The sequence below is a fragment of the Arthrobacter sp. AIWTK1 genome, from assembly GCF_056680535.1.
On the sequence record NZ_CM155287.1, the window covers coordinates 4617946 to 4638691 of the forward strand.

Genomic DNA, 20746 nt, shown 5'->3' on the forward strand with positions numbered 1-20746 from the left:
GGAGGAGCCGGCCCTCAGGAAACCTACCGGGGGTCGGTGCCGGGAGCGGAATCCGGCGCACCGGGCGCCTGCGAATCCGGGCGCGCGGAATAGCCTCCGTGGCCGGCGGACTTCTTGGAACTCAGATTCACGCCGGACCCCTTGCCCAGGTGGTCGGCATTGTCCTTGTAGCTCATCGAAAGCATCGCCGCGATCACCAGCGTCACAATGAAGGCAATTCCCGCGCCGGTGAAGGCGAGGTCGAAACGCGGAGTCCGGGAGCTGCCGCCGGAGGCGAAGATCAGCACGGCAAAGAAGGCCAGGACGGCCCAGAATGCGGAGAACATGAGGGGCCCCTTGACCGAGGTCCGCAGATTGCGCGGTTCTCCTGGTTTCTGCTGTGCCAAGGTGTTTCCTCCCGTGCGGCACGGCCGGGGCCCTGCCGCTTAAGTCAAGCGATTGTTCTACACGAAGTAGAACCGTTCCCTACTAGTTTACGGCCTCACCGAAACGGACCGCGCATCATGCCGGAGCGTCAGGGCCGCCAGGATCCACAGAACGCCGGAAATGATCGCTCCGCCACCGGCCACTCCGAGCAGGGCGTGCGCTCCGAGGCTGATGAAGAAGGGCAGCGCCACGGCCGTCCCCAGCCCGATCACGCCTGAGGCAAGCCAGTCGCGTGCCAGTACGCTGCGGCCGCGGTACAGGACTCCAAGGTAGAGTTCCGCGGCCCCCAGCAGGCCCACGCCCAGCGCAGCCAGGACCCCGAACACCAGTTCGCTGCCCAGGAACGCCACGGCCACACCGGCGCCTGTGAGGACAGCCCCCGCAGCGGCCATGACCTTGCCGGCCGGCTGCTTGGCAGCAAGGCCGAACTTCCCGATTCCGCGGATCAGTATCACGCCGGTGGCCAGCAGGTAGAGCCCGCCGGCCCACCCCATTTCGGATGCCGACGGCGACGCCCAGAACACGGTTACCGCACCGAAGACAAGGGCAATCACGGCCCTGGTGAGCACCGGCTGCCACAGGTCCGCGGCGGGAGCGGTCAGGGCAGCGGGATCGGAAGGAGTTGCGGGAGGGGTCACGGGTCCAGTTTAGTGCGCGGGGGACATGGCGCGAACCGGAGACAGGAGCAGCCCGCCGGGCCTGCAGGGAAATGCGGAATTCCTGCCCGGGACGAACCGGCTTAGGGCGACCCGAGAACCATCCACTTGTCCGTCCTTGCCCGCAGGCCCAGCGTCACCGCCCGGGCGGACATGTACCCCAGCGAAAAAGCCAGCCATAGCCACGCGAGCCCCGCGGCCCCGTCGACGGCGGAGACCCGCACAGCTGCCAGCAGCGGCACGTACACCGCAAGGTTCACGACGCCGGCGATTGCCAGGTACTTCGCGTCACCGGCGCCGATGAGGACGCCGTCGAGCACAAAGACATAGCCGGCCACCGGCTGCCCGGCGGCGAGCACCCACAGGGCGAGCGTCAGTGCGGACCGGACACCGGCGTCGGACGTGAACAGCGCACCCGCCCACGGGGCTGCAGCGGCCAGCAATACGCCGGTGACCAGCCCGAATCCCGTACCCCAGCGGATCATGGTCCGGGTCAACTCGCGCGCCGTGGCGGGATTTCCGGCCCCCAGTTCCTTCCCGATCAGGGCCTGGGCCGCAATTGCCAGGGCATCCAGGGCAAAGGCCAGGAAGGTGAAGATGGTCATGGCCAGCTGATGGGCAGCCAGGTTCACCGGGCCCTGGGCCGTCACCACCAGGACGGTTGCAAGGATCGCAATGCGCAGGCTCAGCGTGCGGAGCATGAGCCAGGACCCCACTTTGGTCATGGCTCGAATGCCCCGCCAGTCCGGCCGGAGCGTAACTCCGTGGTCGCGGGCGTTTCGCTGGACGATCACCAGATACACCAGGGCCATACCCCACTGGGCAATGCTGGTCCCCACGGCAGAACCTGTCACGGACCAGCGCAGGCCGTAGACCAGGCCCAGGTTGAGGAGGATGTTCAGGGTGAACCCCGCCGAGGCCACGGCCAGGGGTGTGCGGGTGTCCTGGAGGCCACGCAGCACGCCGGTGCCGGCGAAGATCAGCAGCATGGCTACGAGTCCGGGCATGGACCAGCGGAGATAGTCCACGGCGAACTGCCGGACTTCTCCCGTAGCGCCCATCAGGTCGACGAGCAGTTCGGCACCGACGAATCCCGCCGCCGCCAGCACCAGGCCCAGGACGAGCGCCAGCCAGACACCGTCCCGTCCTGCCGCGAGGGCCTTGGGGAGCTTCCCCTCGCCGATGGCCCTGGCGACGGCAGGCGTGGTGGAGTATGCCAGGAACACCATGAGGCCCACGGCCGTATGGAGCACAGCCGAGGCCAGCCCCACCCCTGCCAGCTGGGACACGCCGAGGTGGCCCACTATGGCTGAGTCCGCCAGCAGGAACAGCGGTTCCGCGATGAGGGCGCCGAATGCCGGCACGGCAAGGCGGAGGATTTCCCGGGTGTTCCGGCCGGCGGGGACAGTCCGGGAAGCGGCACGTGATTTTGGCACGGGGCCAGCCTAGCTGGAGAGACCTGTCACATGCCGACCTATTTGGTTGACTCTTCAAGTAATTGTGGGCACAGTTAAGTATTGAAAGTTCAACCGTGCCCCTGAAGGGCGCGCGGCAATGCCCCCGATCTCCGGTGCGCTTCAGGCGCGGTGTAGATGTCCGTTACGGGAAGACCCCCGGGCTTCTCCCCCAGCCCCGCCGGGTCGAAGATCTCCACTTTTCCGGAACCGTCACTGAAGAGTGCGGTCCTCCCGGCATGGAAGACGGCGTGGCCGGACCTGCTGGCTTCGAAGGAGGCTTCCGTGAGGGCCGGGGGCGCCGCGTAGGAATGCCCGTGGTCACCATGCTTTTCTGTCCACACGCCGGCATCAAACACCCTGAAGGCATCCCCGGTGGACACCAGGACATGCCGGCCGTCGCCCGCGGGGTTCAACCTGTTGAAGCCTGCAAGCTCCGCCTCCCCCACCACCTCCAGGGAGGCGGCGTCGAGGACCGTGAGGCCCCCGGCGTGGGTCAGCACCAATCTGGGCGCCGGCCCCTGGACTTCCCGGCTTGCACTGGATGGCTCGGCGGACTGCCCGGCGGCCGGCGCGCCTGCTGGCGGCTGGGAGCTGCCACCGCTGCGGGCGGGCGCCGCGGCGCAACCGCTCAGCACAAGCGCCGCGCCGGCAGCTGCGGCCGCGCCACGAAGTACCGCGAGGGGCGCCCGCAGACCGCGCCGGGGAACCGTGCGGTCGGAGTGGGGCGTGGGTTTCAGGCGACGAAGGATACTGGTGCGGGTTCTCATGGCTTAAATGATATTCATTCTCATTAGTGATGCAAATTGCATGCAGCTCGGCAGGCCGGTAAGGGTCCGGGCCGCCTCATATGGCGGGTGGGCCGGCCTTTGTGTCATTCCGACCGGACGGTATGCCGGGTCATCAGTAAACTCTCAGCATGAGCGAGACTGCCGCCAATTCAGTGACCCTCCGCTTCCTTGCGGCCCCCATGGACGTCGGCCACAGCGGTTCCGTGGACGCCGGAACCGTACTTGAGTGGGTGGACAAAGCGGCCTATGCCGCAGCCGTTGGCTGGGCCAAGTCGTACTGCGTGACGGCCTACGTCGGCAACATCCACTTTGCCGATCCGGTCAACAGCGGGGACATGGTGGAAGTCACCGCCACGATCGTCTATACCGGGCGCTCTTCCATGCATATCCGCACAGTGGTTTCCTCGGGCGACCCCAAAGGTGGCCCGGCCACAATGCGCAGCCAGTGCATGGTGATTTTTGTGGCCGTGGGTCCGGACGGGAAGCCGGTGCCCGTACCGCAGTTCGACCCCTCCACACCGGAGGAGATCGAGCAGCGCGACCATGCCCTGGCCCGGATCAAGGTCCGCGAGGACATCGTCCAGGCGATGAACGCGCAGGAATATACGGACGCCGGCACCGCGGAACGCGTTGTCCTGCGGTTCATGGCTGCCCCCACGGATGTGAACTGGGGCGGCAAGGTGCACGGCGGCATCGTCATGAAGTGGATCGACGAGGCCGCCTACGTATGCGCGTCCCGCTACTGCGGGAAGGACACCGTGGCGGTATTTTCCGGCGGGGTGCGTTTCTACCGGCCGTTGCTGATCGGCCACGTGGTGGAGGTGGAGGCGCGGCTCGTGTACACCGGCACCAAGGGGATGCACATTGCCGTGCACGTCCGGTCCGGAGATCCCAAGGGCCGGGAGATGAACCTGACCACGTACTGCCTGACCGTCATGGTGGCCAGGGACGCAGCCGGGAACTCGGTGCCGATTCCCCCCTGGGTTCCGGTCTCGGACGAGGACAAGCGCCTGCACGCCCACGCCCGGGAGCTGCTGGAGATCCGGGGCCGGGCCCCGGGGAACCGGCTGCCCAACCATCTGCTCACAGCTGGCGGCGTGCAGGACGGCGGGGTCCAGGAGACGGCCTAGTCCGGCTGACTAGAAGCCGCCCCCGCCGGCGTCCGCCGCCATGTTGGCGAACCGCGAATAGTGCCCTTGGAAGGCCACCACAATGTCCTTGGTGGGGCCGTTACGGTGCTTGGCAATGAGGATGTCCGCCTCGCCCGCGCGCGGCGACTCCTTGTCGTAGACGTCCTCGCGGTGCAGCAGGATGACCATGTCGGCGTCCTGCTCAATGGACCCTGATTCACGGAGGTCCGATACCATGGGCCGCTTGTCCTGGCGTTGTTCGGAGCCACGGTTCAGCTGTGACAGGGCAATCACGGGCACCTGGAGCTCCTTGGCCAGCAGCTTCAGCGCACGGGAGAACTCGGAGACTTCCTGCTGGCGGGATTCCACTTTCTTGCCCGAGCTCATCAGCTGCAGGTAGTCGAGGATGACCAGCTTGAGGTCGTGCTGCTGCTTGAGGCGGCGGCACTTGGCCCGGATTTCCATGAGCGACATGTTGGGGCTGTCATCAATGAACAGCGGGGCGTCGTTCATGCGGCCCATGGTGGTGGCGATCTTGGACCATTGCTCGTCCTTGATGGTGCCCTTTCGGAGATCCTGGAGGCCGATCGTGGCCTCCGCGGAGAGGAGGCGCATGGCAATCTCGTTCCGGCCCATTTCCAGGGAGAACATCACCGTGGCGAGGTTGTTCTTGATCGCTGCGGACCGGGCAAAGTCCAGCGCGAACGTTGATTTACCGACGGCCGGGCGGGCGGCGATAACGATCATCTGGCCCGGGTGCAGACCGTGGGTCAGTTCATCCAGTTCGTAGAAACCCGTGGGGACACCCACCATCCCCTCGCCGCGGTGGCCGGACGCTTCGATCTCGTCCACCGTGGACTCCATGACGTCCTTGAGGACCACATAGTCCTCGGCGGTACGCCGCTCGGCAACGGCGTACACCTCGGCCTGCGCCTGGTTGACCAGGTCTTCCACTTCGCCGTCCGAGCCGTAGCCCAGCTGGACGATCTTGGTGCCGGCATTGACCAGCCGGCGGAGGACTGCACGCTCGGCGACGATCTCCGCGTAGTACCCGGCGTTGGCTGCCGTGGGTACGGTCTGGATGAGCTCGTGCAGGTAGGCGGGCCCGCCGATCCTGTTGATCTCGCCGCGCTTGGTCAGCTCATCGGACACTGTCACGGCGTCGGCGGGCTCGCCACGGCCGTAGAGGTCTATCACGGCCTCGTAGATAGTCTCGTGGGCGGGGCGGTAGAAGTCTTGGCCCCGAAGGATCTCAACCACATCGGCTATGGCGTCCTTGGACAACATCATGCCGCCAAGAACTGATTGCTCAGCGGGGATGTCCTGAGGCGGCTTGCGGCTGCCTTCGGAACTCCGGGTGCCCTCGATTGAATCCAGGTGCGTAACTGACAAAGCTGCCGTCCTCCATTGTGTACCGCGGCGTATTTCTCAATGCCGTCGGTGCTGTTGCTATCCGCCATTGGGCTGCCGCGGGGCAGCGGAACCCCGCTGTGCGGCAGTGCCAGTATTACCACCCGGCACCGACAGCCTTCCTGCACGGGCCTGCGCCCGCGCCCGCCGCGACGGCCGTTGAACCCGGTTATCCCCAATTTGCGGAGGTTATCCACAATCCAACTTCCGGGTCCCCATCCGGATCCCATCCGGCAGGCCTGTCGGAACTCCGGAAACCACGTACTAAGGGCCCAAAAACAGGTATCCCGCTACGTTAGTACCCCTCCCCCCGGCCACCAAGCCCACATACATGCACACCTGTGGATAAGTTGTGGACTACCTGCCACTGCTTGTGCACAGCCTGTGTGGCCACCTGTGGAAATCAAAAAACTTTGAGCCCCCATATGGCCCTGACCTGCGAAAACGTTCAGATTGGGCTGTGGATGAAAGATTCTTTTTAAAAACGTTCATCCACAGCTTGCAGGTTCCCATTGGGGATACCGGGCAGTAACTCGGGTCGACGTGACGGAGAATATACCCGCGCCGTGATCCCGGCCACTCCCCGGCTTCCGAATTGACGCATTCCCTGCAGGGCTGTATGCGCCGTCGAGAATATGCTGTGGATAACAGCGAACTGGCATAAGCTCTATTCATGGGCGATGTATTGATGGTTATGCTGCCTGCCCTCATCCTTGTGGCAGTTATCTGGGCGGTTTCCACGGCCCTCAAGCCGCGGGACAGCGGCATCTCGGATGCCGAGCGCTATCAGCTGGAACTGGCCATCCGATCGCAGGCACACTACGCCGCCCAGGTGCGGGCAGCCACCGCCGCACGGGCGCGGGTTGATGCCGCCACCCGGCCAAGCCAGAACGAGCAACAGCAGTCGCAGCAGGCTGACAACACCCGGGCGGCCCTGCGCGCCCAGGCCGGGTCGAGCCCGGGCGTGGGGATGCACGGCTACCAAGGTCCGGTCCTCCCCGGGGGCCAGTTAAACCCGCAGTTCGCACTGCAGTTGCAGTCCATGGCCCGCAGCGGCCAGAAACTGCAGGCCATCAGGATGCTGCGGCAGGCAACCCATTCTGATCTTTTGACCGCCAAGAATTATGTAGATCGGCTGTAGCAATGGAATCACTGGTGATCCCCGTCCTGATCCTGCTCATCGCAGGAGCCGCCGTCCTGATGGTGGCCCGTGCCATAGGACGCCGCACCGCCGGCGCCCAGCCCTCTCCCGGCACCGCGGGTCCCGGCACCGCGGTTCGCGGCACGGCCAGTCGCAGCACGCCGCCCGGCGATCCCGAGGAAGTGGCCAAGGCCGCGGCTGCCAAGCTCACCGAGGACCAGCACCGGCGCCTGTACGCCCTGATCGCCCAGGGCCAGGCCATGGCCGCCATCAAGCTCTACTATGAAGCGTCAGGTGAGGGCCTGCGGGCCTCCCGCGACGCCGTCGGCGCCCTGGCCGCCCATCCGCAGCCGTTCCGCTCAACGGCCGCAGGGGCCCCGGAGACCCCGGAGCATGACGACGACGACGCACCCGAGCGGTTCCCCTACCGCTACCGCGCCATCGCCAGCAAGGGCGATGTCACGCGTGAGGTCAGCAGCAACATGCTGAACGACGAGATTTACGGCCGGATCCGTACTCTTGCCAAGAGCGGTGACACCGAGGCCGCTGCAACGGCGCTGACCCGGCACTCGGACATTTCCATGAAGCAGGCCAGGGAATTCATTGCGCTGCTCGACGACTGAGCCGCCAGCCTGACCCGATGCGCCGCCGTGGGGGCAGGACGCCAGCCCAGGCGGAGCGCCTCAAAAATCAAAGAGGTCGCCGAGCCAGCCTTCCTTCTTCTTGGGCCGCCGACGGTCGTCGTAGCGGCGGTCGTCATAGTGGGGCTGGTCGTGGCGCGGCCGGTCCCGGCGGTCGTCATAGCGGCGGTCATCAGGTCGCCTGGCATCGCGGCGCGGGTCGAGGTTGCCGTACAGCGGCGGCGGAACAAGCCCGGGAGTTGGCGGAGCGGCCGGAGCGGCCGGGGTCCCCGGGCCCATCAGCTCGGCGGCGCGGTCGATGATCTTGTCGAGTTCACCCCGGTCAAGCCACACGCCCCGACACTGCGGGCAGTAGTCGATCTCCACTCCGCTGCGCTCACTCATCACCAGGTCAATCGAATCCACAGGGCATTTCATGTCCCGCACAACGACTGGAACCTCGGAAAAGTTCGGACCACGCCCGGCCGGTGCCCAACGGCCGTTGTCTAACGGCCGTTCGAGATGCCGGCCAGGAGCTGCTCAAACGGCAGGGACGCTGCGTCCGGCGTCCGCCGCGGCCGCGAAGCGGTGACCAGTTCCGAAAACTCATCAGCCGCCCGGCTGATCCGCACCGAAAGGGGCGAGCCGCCGTCGTCCGTGTTGCCCCAGTCCTGGGGTCCGGCGAAGACACCGGTGGCAGCCGTGCGGGTCCGCAGGTAGCTGAACAGGGGCCGCATGGCGTAGTCCAGGACCATCTGGTGGCGGTCGGTGCCGCCGGTTGCTCCGAGGAGGACGGCCTTGCCCTCCAGCGACTTGGGGTCCAGGACGTCAAAGAAGGATTTGAACAGTCCGCTGTAGGATGCGCTGAAAACCGGCGTGACGGCGATAATGCCGTCCGAATCCTCCACGCCGGCAATCACTTCTGCAAGGCGCGGCGGCGCGTATCCGGTCACAAAGTTGTTGGCAATGTCCACGGCAAGATCGCGGAGTTCCACCACATCTACGGCCACCGCGTAGCCCGCGGCAACGAGCTTGCGTTCGGCTGCGCCTGCGAGCTGATCTGCCAGCAGCCTGCTCGACGACGGTACGCCCAGTCCGGCGGTGAGGACGGTTATGCGGCGGGTTTCCACGGTCTACTCCTGAAGGTCGGCGGTAAATCGAGATTACATGCATTTGCATCTACTGACTCAACCTGTCCGCCCGCGCATTTATTCCGCAGCAACGGACCACCGCTGCGGAACGCTGCCGTGAACCCTGCTGACAAGCGCAGCGGCGTCTGCCAGACTGCCCTCATGGTTGAAAACAAGACCCGCGCAACCGACGCCTCTGTCGAGGATTTCCTTGACGGCGTGGAGAATCCTGCACGCCAGCGGGACGGCCTGCGGCTCCTGGCCCTCATGAAGGAAAACACCGGCGAAATTCCTGTGATGTGGGGGCCCGGCATCGTGGGTTTTGGCAGTTACCACTATCGGTATGAGAGCGGCCGGGAGGGGGACACTGTGGCCGTGGGATTCTCCCCGCGCAAGGGGAGCCTTTCGCTCTACGGACTGACCTACGCACCTGAGGCCGCGGAGCTGCTGCCGCGCCTTGGCAAGCACAAGGTGGGCGCAGGGTGCCTGTACATCAACAAGCTCGAGGACGTGGATGAGGCCGTGTTGGTCGAACTCATCCGGGCGGGCCACCGGCACTCCACTACCGTGATGCACCAGGAGTAGCCCCCGGACGCAGCAGGCATTGGGAACAGCACCCGTGTGAACAACCGGAGGATTAAAGAACAAGGGCCCCCGCCTTCGGTTCCGAAAAGGAATCCGAGGGGGGGCCCTCAGCAGTTCAGGACTGCGTAGCGCTCTGGCGAGTGGCCGGAGGGACTACTTGCCTGCGACTACGTCGAGTTCGATCACAGCGGCAACGTCGTCGTGCAGACGGACGTTGGCCTGGTAGGAACCGGTCGACTTGATGTGAGCCGGCAGTTCAACCTTGCGCTTGTCGATGCGGCCGAGGCCGGCAGCCTCAACAGCGTCCGCCACGTCGCCCTGCTTGACGGTGCCGAACAGACGTCCGGTCTCGCCAGCCTTGACAACGAGCTTGACCGGCTTGGCCTGAAGTGCAGCGGCCTGCTTCTGAGCGTCTTCCAGGGAAGCGTGCTCGCGGGCAGCGCGGGCAGCCTTGATGGACTCAACCTGCTTCTCGCCGCCCTTGGACCAGGTCAGAGCGAAACCGCGGGGCAGCAGGAAGTTACGTGCGTAACCGTCCTTGACCTCGACAACGTCGCCAGCAGCACCGAGACCGGTTACTTCGTGGGTCAGAATGAGCTTTGCCATTTTAGTTAATCCCTTCCTTAGCCGCGGCCAGCGCCGGAGTAAGGCAGCAGAGCAACTTCGCGGGCGTTCTTGATTGCCTGGGCGATCTTGCGCTGTTCCTGCACCGTGACGCCAGTGACGCGACGGGCGCGGATCTTTCCGCGGTCGGAGATGAACTTGCGCAGCAATGCTACGTCCTTGTAGTCGATGACAGTGATGTCAGCGGCCTTCAAGGGGTTGGACTTTGGTTTGGGCTTACGGAGTTCAGCCTTAGCCATCGTGGAGCTCCTATTCTAGGGAGCCCGTGGATATTGATCCACGGGATGGTGGTGGTTCGACGGCGGCACTCACCCGGGAGCCGTGAGGCATCCCGGCGGGTTCCGGCGCCGGACCTGAATTATTGGTTAGAAGGGAGGTTCGGAATCCGGGCCGTTGCCCCAGCCGCCGCCTGCATTGCTGACTCCGGGCGTCGCCCAAGGGTCTTCCTGCGCTGCGGGCTGGTTGCCGCCCCAGTTTCCTCCGGTATTGCCGCCCTGGCTTGCGCCCTGGCCGCCACCGAACCCACCGCCGCTGTTGCCGCCGCCGAAGCCACCCTGTCCACCCTGTCCGCCGGAGCGCTGGGTGCGGTTGACCTTGGCATTGGCGTAGCGCAGGCTCGGGCCGATTTCATCGACTTCGAGCTCGATAACGGTGCGCTTCTCGCCTTCTTTGGTTTCGTAGGAACGGCTCTTCAAACGGCCGGAAACGATAACCCGCATACCCTTTGTGAGGGATTCGGCGACGTTTTCGGCTGCTTCACGCCAAACGGATGCGCGGAGGAACAGGGTTTCCCCGTCCTTCCACTCGTTCGACTGGCGATCGAAGGTGCGGGGCGTAGAAGCGATGGTGAAATTCGCTACTGCCGAACCTGACGGTGTGAACCTCAGTTCGGGGTCATTGGTGAGATTACCGATGACCGTAATAGTGGTTTCGCCTGCCATCTACTGCCTCCTTGTTCGTTCCTGCGGGGTAAAGATTGAATGAACGGTGCTGAAATTACTCAGCAACGACCTTCTGCTCTTCGGGGCGGGTGATCTTGGTGCGCATGATGGTCTCGTTGAGACTCAGCTGGCGGTCAAGTTCCTTGGCGGTGTCCGGCTTGGCGGTGAAGTTCACCACGGCGTAGATACCTTCAGACTTCTTCTTGATTTCGTAAGCCAGTCGACGACGGCCCCAGATGTCAACCTTTTCGATGGTTCCACCATCGTTGGTGATGACGTTCAGGAACTTCTGAAGCGACGGCTCAACGGTACGCTCTTCGACCTCGGGGTCGATGATTACCATCAATTCGTAAGGACGCATATGTGAACCCACCTCCTTTGGGCTAAGCGGTTACGGCATTTCCGTAACAGGAGGTTCATTTGCGGTGCCGTGCGCGTCCGGCCCCAAAACGGAGTCAGGACGCAGCACAGACTTCAATATCTTAGTGCATTTAGGTCGGTTTCGGCGATTCGCGACTGCTTCAGGCTAGTCCCGGAGCCGTCCCGGGCGAAAACACGCCGGGACCCTATGTGGAAAAACCGGCCGGAACCGGGTGCGGCCCGTTTGGTTGGCTAGAGTATCGACACATGGACACCAGTCCCCTGCCCGCCAGGGCCAAACGAAGCCGGCTGCGGTTCCTTGCCATGGTTTTGACCGGGCTGGCTGCCGCGGCGGCGACAGGACTGTCCGGATATTGGGTGGAGGCGCCGGCCGTCGGCTGGGGCAGCGCCGCGCTGGTCTACGTGGCTTGGGTCTGGCTCGTGGTGGGACGCCTGGACCCTGCAGGGACCCGCGCGCACGCGACGTCTGAGGACCCGTCCCGCAGGACCACCGACCTGCTGATCCTGGTAGCCAACGTCGCCAGCCTGGCCGCAGTTGCCGCCGTGGTGGTGGACTCGCACCGGTCCGACGGCGGCTCGCGACTGAGCGGCGGGCTCCTGGCCCTGGCGTGCGTCGCGTTGTCGTGGATCCTGGTGCAGACCCTTTTCACGCTGCGCTACGCAGAGCTGTACTACAGTCCCGGGAAGAGGGGCGCAAAAGACGCGGGCGGCATCGATTTCAACCAGGACCGGCCGCCGCAGTACACGGATTTCGCCTATCTGGCCACGAGCCTGGGCATGACGTACCAGGTGTCCGATACCAATCTGCAGAACCACCTCATCAGGGCCGAAGCCCTCAAACACAGTCTGCTGTCCTATCTCTTCGGCACCGTCATCCTGGCCACCACCATTAACCTGGTGATCGGACTCGCCTAAGAACCGGGCGGGCCCCCGCGCGGTCCCGCCTAAGCGGCCGTCCGGAAGAACAGTTCGGTCACCCGGGCCAGCCGGAACGGGTCCTCGACGCCGCAGAGCTCGCGGGCGGAGTGCATGGACAGCAGCGGCACACCCACGTCCACGGTCCTGATGCCCAGCCGTGTCGCCGTGAGCGGTCCGATGGTGGACCCGCACGGCATCACGTTGTTGGAGACGAACTCCTGGTACGGGACCCCGGCATCGCCGCACAGGCGTGCCCAGAACGCGGCACCCGGCCCATCGGTCGCGTAGCGCTGGTTGGCGTTGATCTTCAGCAGCGGACCGCCGTTAAGCGCCGGCCGGTTGACCGGATCATGGCGCTCCGCATAGTTCGGGTGCACCGCATGGCCGGCGTCGGCCGACACGCAGAACGACGCCGCCAGGGCCTGGCGCCGCTGGCTGGCCGAAGCCCCGAGTCCGTCCGAGATCCGCACCAGGACGTCCTCGAGGAACGGTCCGCAGGCGCCCGACCGCGAGTTGGACCCGATTTCCTCGTGGTCGAACGCGGCCAGTACGGCGACGGGCCCGCCGTCCTCCTGGTCTCCGGCTTCGGCATGGGCGATGAGCGCGGTCAGGCCGGCATGGGTGGCGGACAGGTTGTCCAAGCGTCCGGAGGCGAAGAACTCGCTCTTGGCTCCGAAAACCGCAGCCGGCTGCGTATCCGCCACGACGACGTCGTACCCGCCGATCTGTGCCGGATCCACCGGCTCGGAACCGGGAGCCGCCACGGTGGCCCGTTCGGCCAGCAGCGCAAGGAGGTCCTCACCTGCCGGATCGCCGAGCCCGAAGACGGGATTCATGTGCTGCTGCTTGTCCAGCGCCAGGCCCTCGTTGACCGCACGGTCCAAGTGGATGGCGAGTTGCGGGAACCGCAGCAGCGGCCCGGTGGCGGTCAGGCACTGCGTACCGTCCAGCATCACCAGCCGGCCGGCCAGCTGCAGTTCCCGGTCCAGCCAGGAATTGAGCAGGGGACCTCCGTAGACTTCCACACCTGCCTGCAGCCACCCGAACTTGCCGGTGGTGGGCTTGGGCTTGAGCTTGAACGACGGCGAATCGGTGTGCGCCCCCAGGATGTTGAAGCCGGTGGTGGGTCCGGCATTCTCCGGCGTCACCCAGGCGATCAGGGCGCCGTCGCGGACCACGTAGAACCGTCCTGCGGCGCCGGCTTCCGCGCCGCCGGCCGGCCATGCCGCCAGTTCGTCCATGCCGGTGAAGCCCGCCTCATCCAGCCGCCTGGCGGCTTCCTGTACTGCGTGAAAGCTCGACGGCGAGGCGCTGACGTACGCGCCAAGGTCCTGGATGTGGTGTGCGGCAGTGGCTTCGGAAGGCATGGCACCGAGTCTAGCCGTGCCGCGGCGGCCGGGGCCGGAGACCGTGCCTAGACAGTGACGTTGAGTCCGGCCGCATAGCTGCCGGCAACCGAACCCGACATGGTGGCCAGCTGGTGGATGCCGCCGTCGTCGTCAAAGACGTTGTCGGAGGTGAGCGTGGTGTTTGGAAAGTTCCGGGCACTGGTCTCGTAGCCCGCCGTGGCGTAGACCTCGTTGCAGGCTGCCTCGGTCATGGCGATCTGGGAGACCGCCAGCACCTGGCCGGCCGCGGTGGCGTTGCCCATGGACTCGAAGACTTCGAAGTGGATGTGCGGCCAGCGGCCGTTGTATGCCCCCGGGTAGATGGTGGTGAAGGAGACCTGCCCGTTGGCATCCGCTTCCTGCACCCCGCGGAGGAAGTTCTCATTTTCAAGTCCGGGGTCGTACATCGAGTACTTGCCGTCTCGGTCGCAGTGCCAGGCGTAGACGGCGGCTCCGGCGAGGGGCCTGCAGCCGTTGGCGTTGTCCAGGAGAGTCAGGGTGACGGTCAGGGGGATGCCCTCCGCCTTGGTGGCGGAGGTCCCGAAGCTGGCCGTGATGTCCTGCCGGACCACACCGGACGCCTCCAGGACGTTCGGCCCGTTGGAACCGTCCCCGGGATAGGGCCCCGCCGTTTCCTGCGGAATTTCGACGCCGCATTCCGCGATGGCCCGGGTCAGCGTGGGAGACGCTGAGGGCGTGGCAGACGCCGTAGCGGAGGGTGCCGCCGTCGTGGTTGCGGAACTACTGGAGGCCGCCGTTGAACTCGCGGCGCCGGAAACGGACCCGCCGGGAGTACAGGCTGCAAGGGCGGCGGCCGCGGTGCCGGCACCGAAGAAGATGCCCAGCGAACGCCGGTTCATCAGGGTGGAGAGGTCAAACTCCAGGCCGCGGTCGTGGTTGGGGTGGGGTTCGTGGGGAGGTGGCGTCGTCATTGACCCATCAAACGCCGACGGACTATGCCGCGCATAGGCCTTTCCTGTGGGCCCGCTGTGCGACTGCCGAGGGCGCGGGGGTTTTCATGGTGCGTGCCTTCAACGGCTCGTGCCTGCTTGGGCAGAGGTTGCTGATCAGGCCTGTTCCGGCGCATTCCCGCATTGCCTCAATACCTGCGGCGGCCGCCGCGGTGTCCGGGAACGGCCGGGAAACGGCCAGGACCGTACCGTCGGGGCCGATCATCCTGAACCGCACCTCGGCTGTCTCGTCCACGAAAAGTTCAAATTGTCCGGCCATGGTTTCCTTCCAAGGGGGGCGTGGGGACTTCTCTCCATGGTGCCCGCATGCCTTCGCCAGGGTAAGGGGCGAAAGTCCTCTGCTTGGAGAAAATCCCGTACCTCAGTGCCACACTCCCCGGACCGGGTTCAAGCCCGGATCATCCGGGGACTTTGGGCCCTGTTGTCCGGTCGGGGCATGGGTATCTACTGGGGTTTGGGTCCGGGCCGCCAGTGGCGGCCGGCTTGCCAGGAGAACAATCAGGAGAGTGCTATGTCCGGTGCGTTGAAATGGTTCCCGTTCGAATCGGCCCGGTGGCCGTCTGCCCAGGAGGGGCCCGGCAGCAAGCCGTCACCGTCCTTCGGCGCGATGGAGCGCCCCTTCGAACCCGTGGATGCACCGACCCCCTTCGGCGTCGAGGAAGTCGGCGTCGAGGAAGTCGGCGTCGAGGAAGTCGGCGTCGACGAGTACGTCGACGAGGAGACCCTCGTGGTCCGGGCACAGCTGCCCGGGGCCGATCCGGACAAGGACATCAAGGTTTCCGTGGCCGGCGGAGTACTGCATATCCGCGCCGGCCGCGATGACGCCGGCGGCCACTCCGACAGGGACCGCTTCCATTCTGCCTTGCGGTACCGCCGCTTCACCCGCAACCTGCCGCTGCCGGAGGGCGTGACGGACAAGGACATCAAGGTGTCCTTCCGGAACGGGGTCCTGGAAGTCAGGACCCCCCTTCCCGCGGCACCCGGAACCGATGCTGCCGAGAAACGGCTTCCCATTAGCCGCGACTGACTGCGGCTCCACCACCCACCAGCCGCGCAAGCGGGAAAGAGGCAGCACAAAAACATGGAACGGCTCCCCGCATGGAACTGAAATCGCAGTGGCACCGGCTTGATCCCGCCACCCGCCGGTGGCTCATGGAGAATCCGGGGTGCGTCGTGCTGCCCAGGACAATTTCGACCATCGTCGCCCGGGTTGCCGATGAGCCCGTGGTCCGCGACCAGCACGGTGCTATCCAGCTCAGTGCGGCGGACGTCAGCTTCATCCGCTCCCGGGTTCACAGTTCATCGGCTCCAAGCGGGGATCATCGTTTCTTCGACGCCGTGCAGCCGGGCAGCGCCGTCCCGGGCGACGATTCGGATCAAAACAGAACGGAGTCCGGCCACCTCGACTGAAGGTGGCCGGACTCCGTTTCCGGGCGGGCGGTGCCCGCCCGTGCTGCGCCGGCCCCTTTCCGGGCTAGCGCCTGTGAATTACGACGCCGGGCCGGCACTCACGCCGGCTTCTTCCGGCACGGTTTCTTCCGCAACAGTGCCAGTGGCCCCGAGGCCCTTCCGGTAACGCCATACGCCTACGCCCACCACCACAGCGGCCAGGGCCAGCGAGAGCAGCAACGACTCCCGGGTGGATTCAAGAATCACCATGCCGATGAGCAGCGCGACGATGCTGACAATTGCCACCCAGGTCAGGTACGGGAAGAGCCACATCTTCAGGGCCAGGTCCTTGGCGGCGGCCCCCATCCGCTGGCGGAGGACGAGCTGGGACGTGGCAATAACCAGCCAGACGAACAGCGCAATCGCACCCGAGGTGTTGACGAGGAACAGGAACACGGTGTCCGGGGCGATGTAGTTCAGGCCCACAGTGATGAACCCGACCACCGTTGAGGCCAGCACGGCAGAGGCCGGCACGCCGCGGCCGGAGATCCGTGTCCAGGCGCGGGGTGCGTCTCCGCGGCGGGCGAGGGAGAACAGCATGCGGCTGGCGGTGTAGAGGCCGGAGTTCAGGCAGGACAGCACCGAAGTCAGCACCACAATGTCCATGATGGTGCCGGCGCCGGGGATGCCGAACAGTTCGATCACTGCGACATACGGGCTCTTGGCCACGGACGCCGAGTTCCACGGCAGCAGGGTGACCACGATGGCGATGGAGCCGATGTAGAACACCAGGATGCGCCAGACGGTGGACTTCACGGCCTTCTTGACGGCGTCCACAGGGTTCTCGGATTCGCCGGCCGCGATGGTGGCGATTTCAGCGCCGAAGAAAGAGAAGACGACCACCAGGATGCCGGCGAGGACTGCCCCGGGTCCGTTGGGCAGGAATCCGCCGTTGTTGACGAGGTTGTCCAGCCCGGGCGCCGGAACTCCGGGAATCAGGCCCAGGATGGCGGCCACGCCGAAGAGCAGGAACAGCACAATGGCGGCCACCTTGATGGAGGCGAACCAGAACTCGAATTCGCCGTACGATTTCACCGAGCCCAGGTTGGTAAGCGTCAGGAGCACCATGAGGATCAGGGCCCACACCCACTGGTCGATGCCCGGAACCCAGCGGTGCATGATGGCCGCTCCGGCCGTGGCTTCGATCCCAAGGACGATGATCCAGAACCAGGCATAGAGCCAGCCGATACTGAATCCGGCCCACCGGCCCAGCGCCTTGTCCGCGTATGTGGAGAACGATCCGGTTTCGGGGTTGGCGGCGGCCATTTCACCGAGCATCCGCATCACCAGGATCACCACAATTCCTGCGGCCATGTAGGCGAGCAGGATGCCGGGACCGGCCTGCTGGATGGCAGCACCGGAACCCACAAAGAGTCCGGCGCCAATGACGCCGGCGATGGCGATCATGGAAAGGTGCCTTGGTTTCAGGGACTTGGAAAGCTGTTGGTCAGCGTGCATGGAAGCGCCGTCCTTCGTTGAGGGTATGGGCCCCGGGATACACGGATCACCGTGTTTCAGGCCACATTTCTTTTTCACCCTAGACCGGATGCCACCGCTCGGATCATGTGCAGTCGAACATTTTGAGGTTCCGGCATAGGGAGCTTCACACAATGAAGCGCATCAATAGGCAACAGTGGTGACCTTCAGGACAACTTTGAAATGTGCTCGAAATCTACCTCCGGGTAGCTAGTAGTCCGGATTGCCGGGCACTACCAGCCCTGTTTCATAGGCGTAGACCACCGCCTGCACCCTGTCCCGGAGATGCAGTTTGGCAAGGATCCGGCGCACGTGCGTTTTTACCGTAGCTTCCGAGAGAAAGAACCTGTGGGCGATCTCGGCGTTGGAAAGACCCTCCGCCATGGCCTCCAGCATCTCCGTTTCGCGTGGTGTCAGGGCGTCCAGCAGGGGATCCCTCTGCAGCTCTTCGCCAGGCGAATGCCGGGCCCGGCCGGCTGACGGAGCGGAAGCGCCCGCTTGTTGTCCGTGGACGGCCGAGGGGTGCCCCTCGCGGACATAGGCTTCCAGCAGGCGCCGCGTGACGCGGGGCGCCACCACGGCATCGCCGCTTGCCACCACGCGCACGGCCCTCACCAGTTCGGCCGGGGCCACGTCCTTGAGCAGAATGCCGAAGCGCCCGCTTGCAGCCCGGCAAAGGCGTATTCGTCGAGATCGAAGGTGGTCAGGATGATCACCTTCGCATTGGAGCCCGAAGAGGTCACTGCACGGGTAGCCTCGATGCCGTCCAGCACCGGCATCCGGACATCCATCAGCACCACGTCGGGGTCTGCTTCCCTGACCTGCCGGATTGCCTCCGCCCCGTCAGATGCTTCGCCCACGATCCGAAGGTCATCCTCGCCCTCAAGGATCAGGCGGAAGCCCATCCTCAGCAGCGGCTGGTCATCCACCAGCAGGACTTTGATCGGTGCACTGCCATTCATGTTTTTCCCTGGTCCCCATTCCAATTCAGAACTGCCCGGACGCGCCATCCGCCGCCTGGGGGGCGTCCGGCTTCCACCGTACCGCCGTAAATGCCGGCACGCTCGCGCATGCCGTTCAGGCCCTGGCCGGAACCCATCGGCCCGGTACCGCCAGCCGCTGCCCCCGGTCCGCCCGGGACTACCGCCCGGTGGCCCACGGTGCCCTTGCCGTCGTCGAACACTTCAATCGTGACCGCGCCGCCAGCGCGGACCATGCTCACTTCCACCCGGCTCAGCGCCCGGCCGTACCGGAGGACATTGGTGAGCGATTCCTGCACGATCCGGTAGACGGTCAGCTGGAAGGCTGCATCCTCGGGAAGGGCCGGCCCGGTGTGCGAATAGTGCAGCGGCAACCCCGCCGTACGGAAGCCCTCGAGGAGCTTGGCCAGGCTGTTTCCGGCGCTCAGCGGCTGCCGGGGCGCCTGGCCTGCCGGCGACTCCTCGCGCAGGACGCCCAGCACCCGGCGCATGTCCCCCAAGGCCGTCCGTCCGGTCCGGGAAATCTCCGCGAGGACCTCAGCAGCGCGCTCCGGGCTCTTCCTGACCACCACGGCGGCACCGTCGGACAAGGTGAGCATCACCGTCAGGGAGTGGGCCACGACGTCGTGCATCTCCCGGGCGATCCGGTTGCGCTCGGTGACTGAGCCCAGTGCCGCGGTCCGGGCTGCCCAGGCGGCGATTTCCTCTTCGTGTTCCCGCCGCTGCCGGACGGAAATTCCGATGCCAGTGGCGATGATGTTGGAGAGCGTGATGGTAATCCCTGCAACGATGCCAAAGACCAGCTGCGAATTCTCCGGCGCCGCGGGACCGCCGTTGGGAAGGGCGCGTTCCAGCGGTCCCACAAGGGTCAGGAAGTACAACAGGGACAGCGGGGCGTTAGCCAATGCCAGCGCCGTGATGGAGAACCGGCGGGACCGCTGCACCGCCAGGGCGTAGAGGGCAAACCACAGGCCCGCGGAAACATTGGAGCCCCAGGGGTGCAGCAGGGTGATGCCCACTTCCAGCACGGCCACGGCGGCAAGAATGGCCACCGGCTGGGACCGGCGGAAAAAGAGTGAAACGGCGACGGCGGCGAGCAGCGCCGTGGCCGGCCACCCGCCGTCGAGCACGGCGTCCACGGCGGTGGGCGTGACCAGCAGCAGGTAGCAGAGCACCACCACCGCATCCATGACCCTGGGCCGCCGGTAAAGATAGCGGCGGAGCCGGCCGCGGCGACGGTCGGCGAGCTCGGCAAAGGACGCATCAACCTGAATAAGGGCTGATGCGTCCTTTGCCGTGAGTTCTGCGCGCATGTGCTGGGCCTAGACGGCGGTCCGGCCGCCCTCCCCGCTCAAACGTCCCGCTTCTTCAACAGGACCATGGCCAGGACTGCCGGAATGACCACCCACGCGCCAAGCACCAGGGCTGCCTGCCACGCCTCCAGGGTTCCGTCCACGTGTTCCACGGCGGTCAGGGGCGTCACGGTATTGCCGGGAAGGTACTTGCGCGCCTCCTCGAAGAAGTCGCCGGGAATCAGCTGGAAGGCGATGGGAGCCACGAAGAACAGACCCACCAGGCTCATGATGCCGCCAGCGGAATTCCGGATGATGCTGCCCAAGGACATGCCGATGGAGGCCACCGCGGCCACGTAGAGGCTGTTGACGAGCAGGAGCTTGACGGACTGGGAGCTGGCCAGGTCCAGGCTCAGGCCGTAGTTGTCCAGGATCGGGACCGACACCAGGCCGGCCAGCAGCGTCGAAACGCCGGTCAGGACGAAGGACACCGCTACCACCACAAGGAATTTGGCCACAAAGGCCGGGGTCCTCTTCGGCACGGCCGCGAACGTGGACCGCGCCATTCCGGTGGTGAACTCGGAGCTCATCAGCAGCACGCCGAGGGAACCGAGGATCAGCTGGGCAAAAGCGATGCCGGACGTGGGGGCGCTCACCGCAATATCCCCGCCCTGGGCCGCCATCTGCGCCGCGGCTTCCGGGTCGTTCGCCATCTGCTCGCGGAACTGGCCGGTGGACCACGCCGCCAGGGCACCAAAGCCCACCATCACCAGCATGGTGGAGCCGAGCAGGATCAGCGTGGACAGCAGGGTGCGGAATTTGATGAATTCCGAGTTCAGCACCCGCAGGAAACTGGGACCGGGTCCGGGGGAAGCCGGAGTACCCGGGCGCGCAGCCTGCCCGGAGGGACCGCCGGCCTGGGGGCCTGCGCCGCCCTCAGCCCTGCGGCCGGAGGGGTTGGGTTCCAAAGTTGTAGAGCTCAT

The 20746-nt window shown here is 65.6% G+C and carries 24 protein-coding genes and 1 pseudogene; 7 read left to right on the plus strand and 18 right to left on the minus strand.

Features of this window, described 5'->3' with window-relative positions:
* Positions 1-23: 23 nt before the first annotated feature.
* The 4 genes from AC1MDG_RS21185 to AC1MDG_RS21200 form a co-directional block, all read right to left on the minus strand.
* Positions 24-386, minus strand: coding sequence for a hypothetical protein (locus AC1MDG_RS21185; protein ID WP_479806688.1), 363 nt, complete (start codon positions 384-386; stop codon positions 24-26).
* A gap of 87 nt (positions 387-473) precedes the next feature.
* Positions 474-1064 carry a hypothetical protein gene (locus AC1MDG_RS21190; RefSeq protein ID WP_043479693.1) on the minus strand — a complete coding sequence of 197 codons (591 nt, stop codon included), beginning with the start codon at positions 1062-1064 and terminating at the stop codon, positions 474-476.
* 101 nt (positions 1065-1165) lie between these two features.
* A complete protein-coding gene (locus AC1MDG_RS21195; protein WP_479806690.1) occupies positions 1166-2518 on the minus strand; it encodes an MATE family efflux transporter in 1353 nt (450 codons plus the stop codon).
* 89 nt (positions 2519-2607) lie between these two features.
* On the minus strand, positions 2608-3306 hold the full coding sequence (locus AC1MDG_RS21200; protein WP_479806692.1) for a hypothetical protein: 699 nt from the start codon (positions 3304-3306) through the stop codon (positions 2608-2610).
* A 149-nt stretch (positions 3307-3455) separates the two neighbouring features.
* Here AC1MDG_RS21200 and AC1MDG_RS21205 point away from each other — a divergent pair, with 149 nt between their 5' ends.
* On the plus strand, positions 3456-4457 hold the full coding sequence (locus AC1MDG_RS21205) for an acyl-CoA thioesterase (RefSeq protein WP_043479698.1): 1002 nt from the start codon (positions 3456-3458) through the stop codon (positions 4455-4457).
* Positions 4458-4466: 9 nt separating this feature from the next.
* On the opposite strand, the gene dnaB is transcribed toward AC1MDG_RS21205, so the two are convergent.
* Positions 4467-5849: a replicative DNA helicase gene (gene dnaB / locus AC1MDG_RS21210; RefSeq protein ID WP_043479700.1), complete on the minus strand. Its 1383-nt coding sequence runs from the start codon at positions 5847-5849 to the stop codon at positions 4467-4469.
* Between the two features lie 691 nt (positions 5850-6540).
* On the opposite strand from dnaB, the gene AC1MDG_RS21215 reads away from it, so the two are divergent.
* Together AC1MDG_RS21215 and AC1MDG_RS21220 are read left to right on the plus strand one after the other, a co-directional pair.
* On the plus strand, positions 6541-7008 hold the full coding sequence (locus AC1MDG_RS21215; RefSeq protein ID WP_479806694.1) for a hypothetical protein: 468 nt from the start codon (positions 6541-6543) through the stop codon (positions 7006-7008).
* 2 nt (positions 7009-7010) lie between these two features.
* On the plus strand, positions 7011-7631 hold the full coding sequence (locus AC1MDG_RS21220) for a hypothetical protein (RefSeq protein WP_479806696.1): 621 nt from the start codon (positions 7011-7013) through the stop codon (positions 7629-7631).
* Positions 7632-7691: 60 nt separating this feature from the next.
* Here the strand turns inward: AC1MDG_RS21220 and AC1MDG_RS21225 are convergent, their stop codons facing one another.
* Together AC1MDG_RS21225 and AC1MDG_RS21230 are read right to left on the minus strand one after the other, a co-directional pair.
* Positions 7692-8066: a TFIIB-type zinc ribbon-containing protein gene (locus AC1MDG_RS21225; protein WP_043479704.1), complete on the minus strand. Its 375-nt coding sequence runs from the start codon at positions 8064-8066 to the stop codon at positions 7692-7694.
* Positions 8067-8134: 68 nt separating this feature from the next.
* Positions 8135-8758 (minus strand): FMN reductase, encoded by a 624-nt coding sequence (locus AC1MDG_RS21230; RefSeq protein ID WP_479806698.1) that lies wholly within the window; start codon positions 8756-8758, stop codon positions 8135-8137.
* 162 nt (positions 8759-8920) lie between these two features.
* Between AC1MDG_RS21230 and AC1MDG_RS21235 the strand changes: the two genes are divergently transcribed.
* Positions 8921-9343, plus strand: coding sequence for a DUF1801 domain-containing protein (locus AC1MDG_RS21235; protein ID WP_479806700.1), 423 nt, complete (start codon positions 8921-8923; stop codon positions 9341-9343).
* Positions 9344-9496: 153 nt separating this feature from the next.
* On the opposite strand, the gene rplI is transcribed toward AC1MDG_RS21235, so the two are convergent.
* The 4 genes from rplI to rpsF all read right to left on the minus strand — a co-directional run bounded on the left by rplI (position 9497) and on the right by rpsF (position 11269).
* On the minus strand, positions 9497-9949 hold the full coding sequence (gene rplI, locus AC1MDG_RS21240; RefSeq protein WP_043479709.1) for a 50S ribosomal protein L9: 453 nt from the start codon (positions 9947-9949) through the stop codon (positions 9497-9499).
* A 17-nt stretch (positions 9950-9966) separates the two neighbouring features.
* A complete protein-coding gene (rpsR, locus tag AC1MDG_RS21245) occupies positions 9967-10206 on the minus strand; it encodes a 30S ribosomal protein S18 (protein ID WP_003800144.1) in 240 nt (79 codons plus the stop codon).
* 126 nt (positions 10207-10332) lie between these two features.
* Positions 10333-10908 carry a single-stranded DNA-binding protein gene (locus AC1MDG_RS21250; protein WP_043479711.1) on the minus strand — a complete coding sequence of 192 codons (576 nt, stop codon included), beginning with the start codon at positions 10906-10908 and terminating at the stop codon, positions 10333-10335.
* 55 nt (positions 10909-10963) lie between these two features.
* The gene (gene rpsF / locus AC1MDG_RS21255; RefSeq protein ID WP_011693941.1) at positions 10964-11269 is read right to left on the minus strand and encodes a 30S ribosomal protein S6; all 306 of its coding nucleotides are present in this window, start codon (positions 11267-11269) and stop codon (positions 10964-10966) included.
* 266 nt (positions 11270-11535) lie between these two features.
* On the opposite strand from rpsF, the gene AC1MDG_RS21260 reads away from it, so the two are divergent.
* On the plus strand, positions 11536-12204 hold the full coding sequence (locus AC1MDG_RS21260; protein WP_479806702.1) for a DUF1345 domain-containing protein: 669 nt from the start codon (positions 11536-11538) through the stop codon (positions 12202-12204).
* A gap of 29 nt (positions 12205-12233) precedes the next feature.
* On the opposite strand, the gene AC1MDG_RS21265 is transcribed toward AC1MDG_RS21260, so the two are convergent.
* From AC1MDG_RS21265 to AC1MDG_RS21275, 3 genes are read right to left on the minus strand one after another with little or no spacing between them, the layout of a single operon-like run.
* Positions 12234-13574 (minus strand): M18 family aminopeptidase, encoded by a 1341-nt coding sequence (locus tag AC1MDG_RS21265; RefSeq protein WP_479806704.1) that lies wholly within the window; start codon positions 13572-13574, stop codon positions 12234-12236.
* A gap of 47 nt (positions 13575-13621) precedes the next feature.
* Complete coding sequence (locus AC1MDG_RS21270; RefSeq protein ID WP_479806706.1) at positions 13622-14527, minus strand: intradiol ring-cleavage dioxygenase; 906 nt, start codon at positions 14525-14527, stop codon at positions 13622-13624.
* A gap of 22 nt (positions 14528-14549) precedes the next feature.
* Positions 14550-14825, minus strand: a complete 276-nt coding sequence (locus AC1MDG_RS21275) for a YegP family protein (protein ID WP_043479728.1) — start codon at positions 14823-14825, stop codon at positions 14550-14552.
* Positions 14826-15077: 252 nt separating this feature from the next.
* Between AC1MDG_RS21275 and AC1MDG_RS21280 the strand changes: the two genes are divergently transcribed.
* Together AC1MDG_RS21280 and AC1MDG_RS21285 are read left to right on the plus strand one after the other, a co-directional pair.
* Positions 15078-15593 carry an Hsp20/alpha crystallin family protein gene (locus tag AC1MDG_RS21280; protein WP_479806707.1) on the plus strand — a complete coding sequence of 172 codons (516 nt, stop codon included), beginning with the start codon at positions 15078-15080 and terminating at the stop codon, positions 15591-15593.
* A gap of 71 nt (positions 15594-15664) precedes the next feature.
* On the plus strand, positions 15665-15976 hold the full coding sequence (locus tag AC1MDG_RS21285; protein ID WP_479806709.1) for a hypothetical protein: 312 nt from the start codon (positions 15665-15667) through the stop codon (positions 15974-15976).
* Positions 15977-16054: 78 nt separating this feature from the next.
* Here the strand turns inward: AC1MDG_RS21285 and AC1MDG_RS21290 are convergent, their stop codons facing one another.
* The 4 genes and pseudogenes from AC1MDG_RS21290 to AC1MDG_RS21305 form a co-directional block, all read right to left on the minus strand.
* Complete coding sequence (locus AC1MDG_RS21290) at positions 16055-17473, minus strand: amino acid permease (RefSeq protein WP_479806711.1); 1419 nt, start codon at positions 17471-17473, stop codon at positions 16055-16057.
* Positions 17474-17701: 228 nt separating this feature from the next.
* Positions 17702-18453, minus strand: a pseudogene (locus AC1MDG_RS21295) (response regulator).
* The gene (locus tag AC1MDG_RS21300; RefSeq protein WP_479806713.1) at positions 18450-19784 is read right to left on the minus strand and encodes a sensor histidine kinase; all 1335 of its coding nucleotides are present in this window, start codon (positions 19782-19784) and stop codon (positions 18450-18452) included. The pseudogene AC1MDG_RS21295 and the gene AC1MDG_RS21300 overlap by 4 nt, the downstream one beginning before the upstream one ends.
* A gap of 38 nt (positions 19785-19822) precedes the next feature.
* Complete coding sequence (locus AC1MDG_RS21305; RefSeq protein ID WP_479806715.1) at positions 19823-20746, minus strand: ABC transporter permease; 924 nt, start codon at positions 20744-20746, stop codon at positions 19823-19825.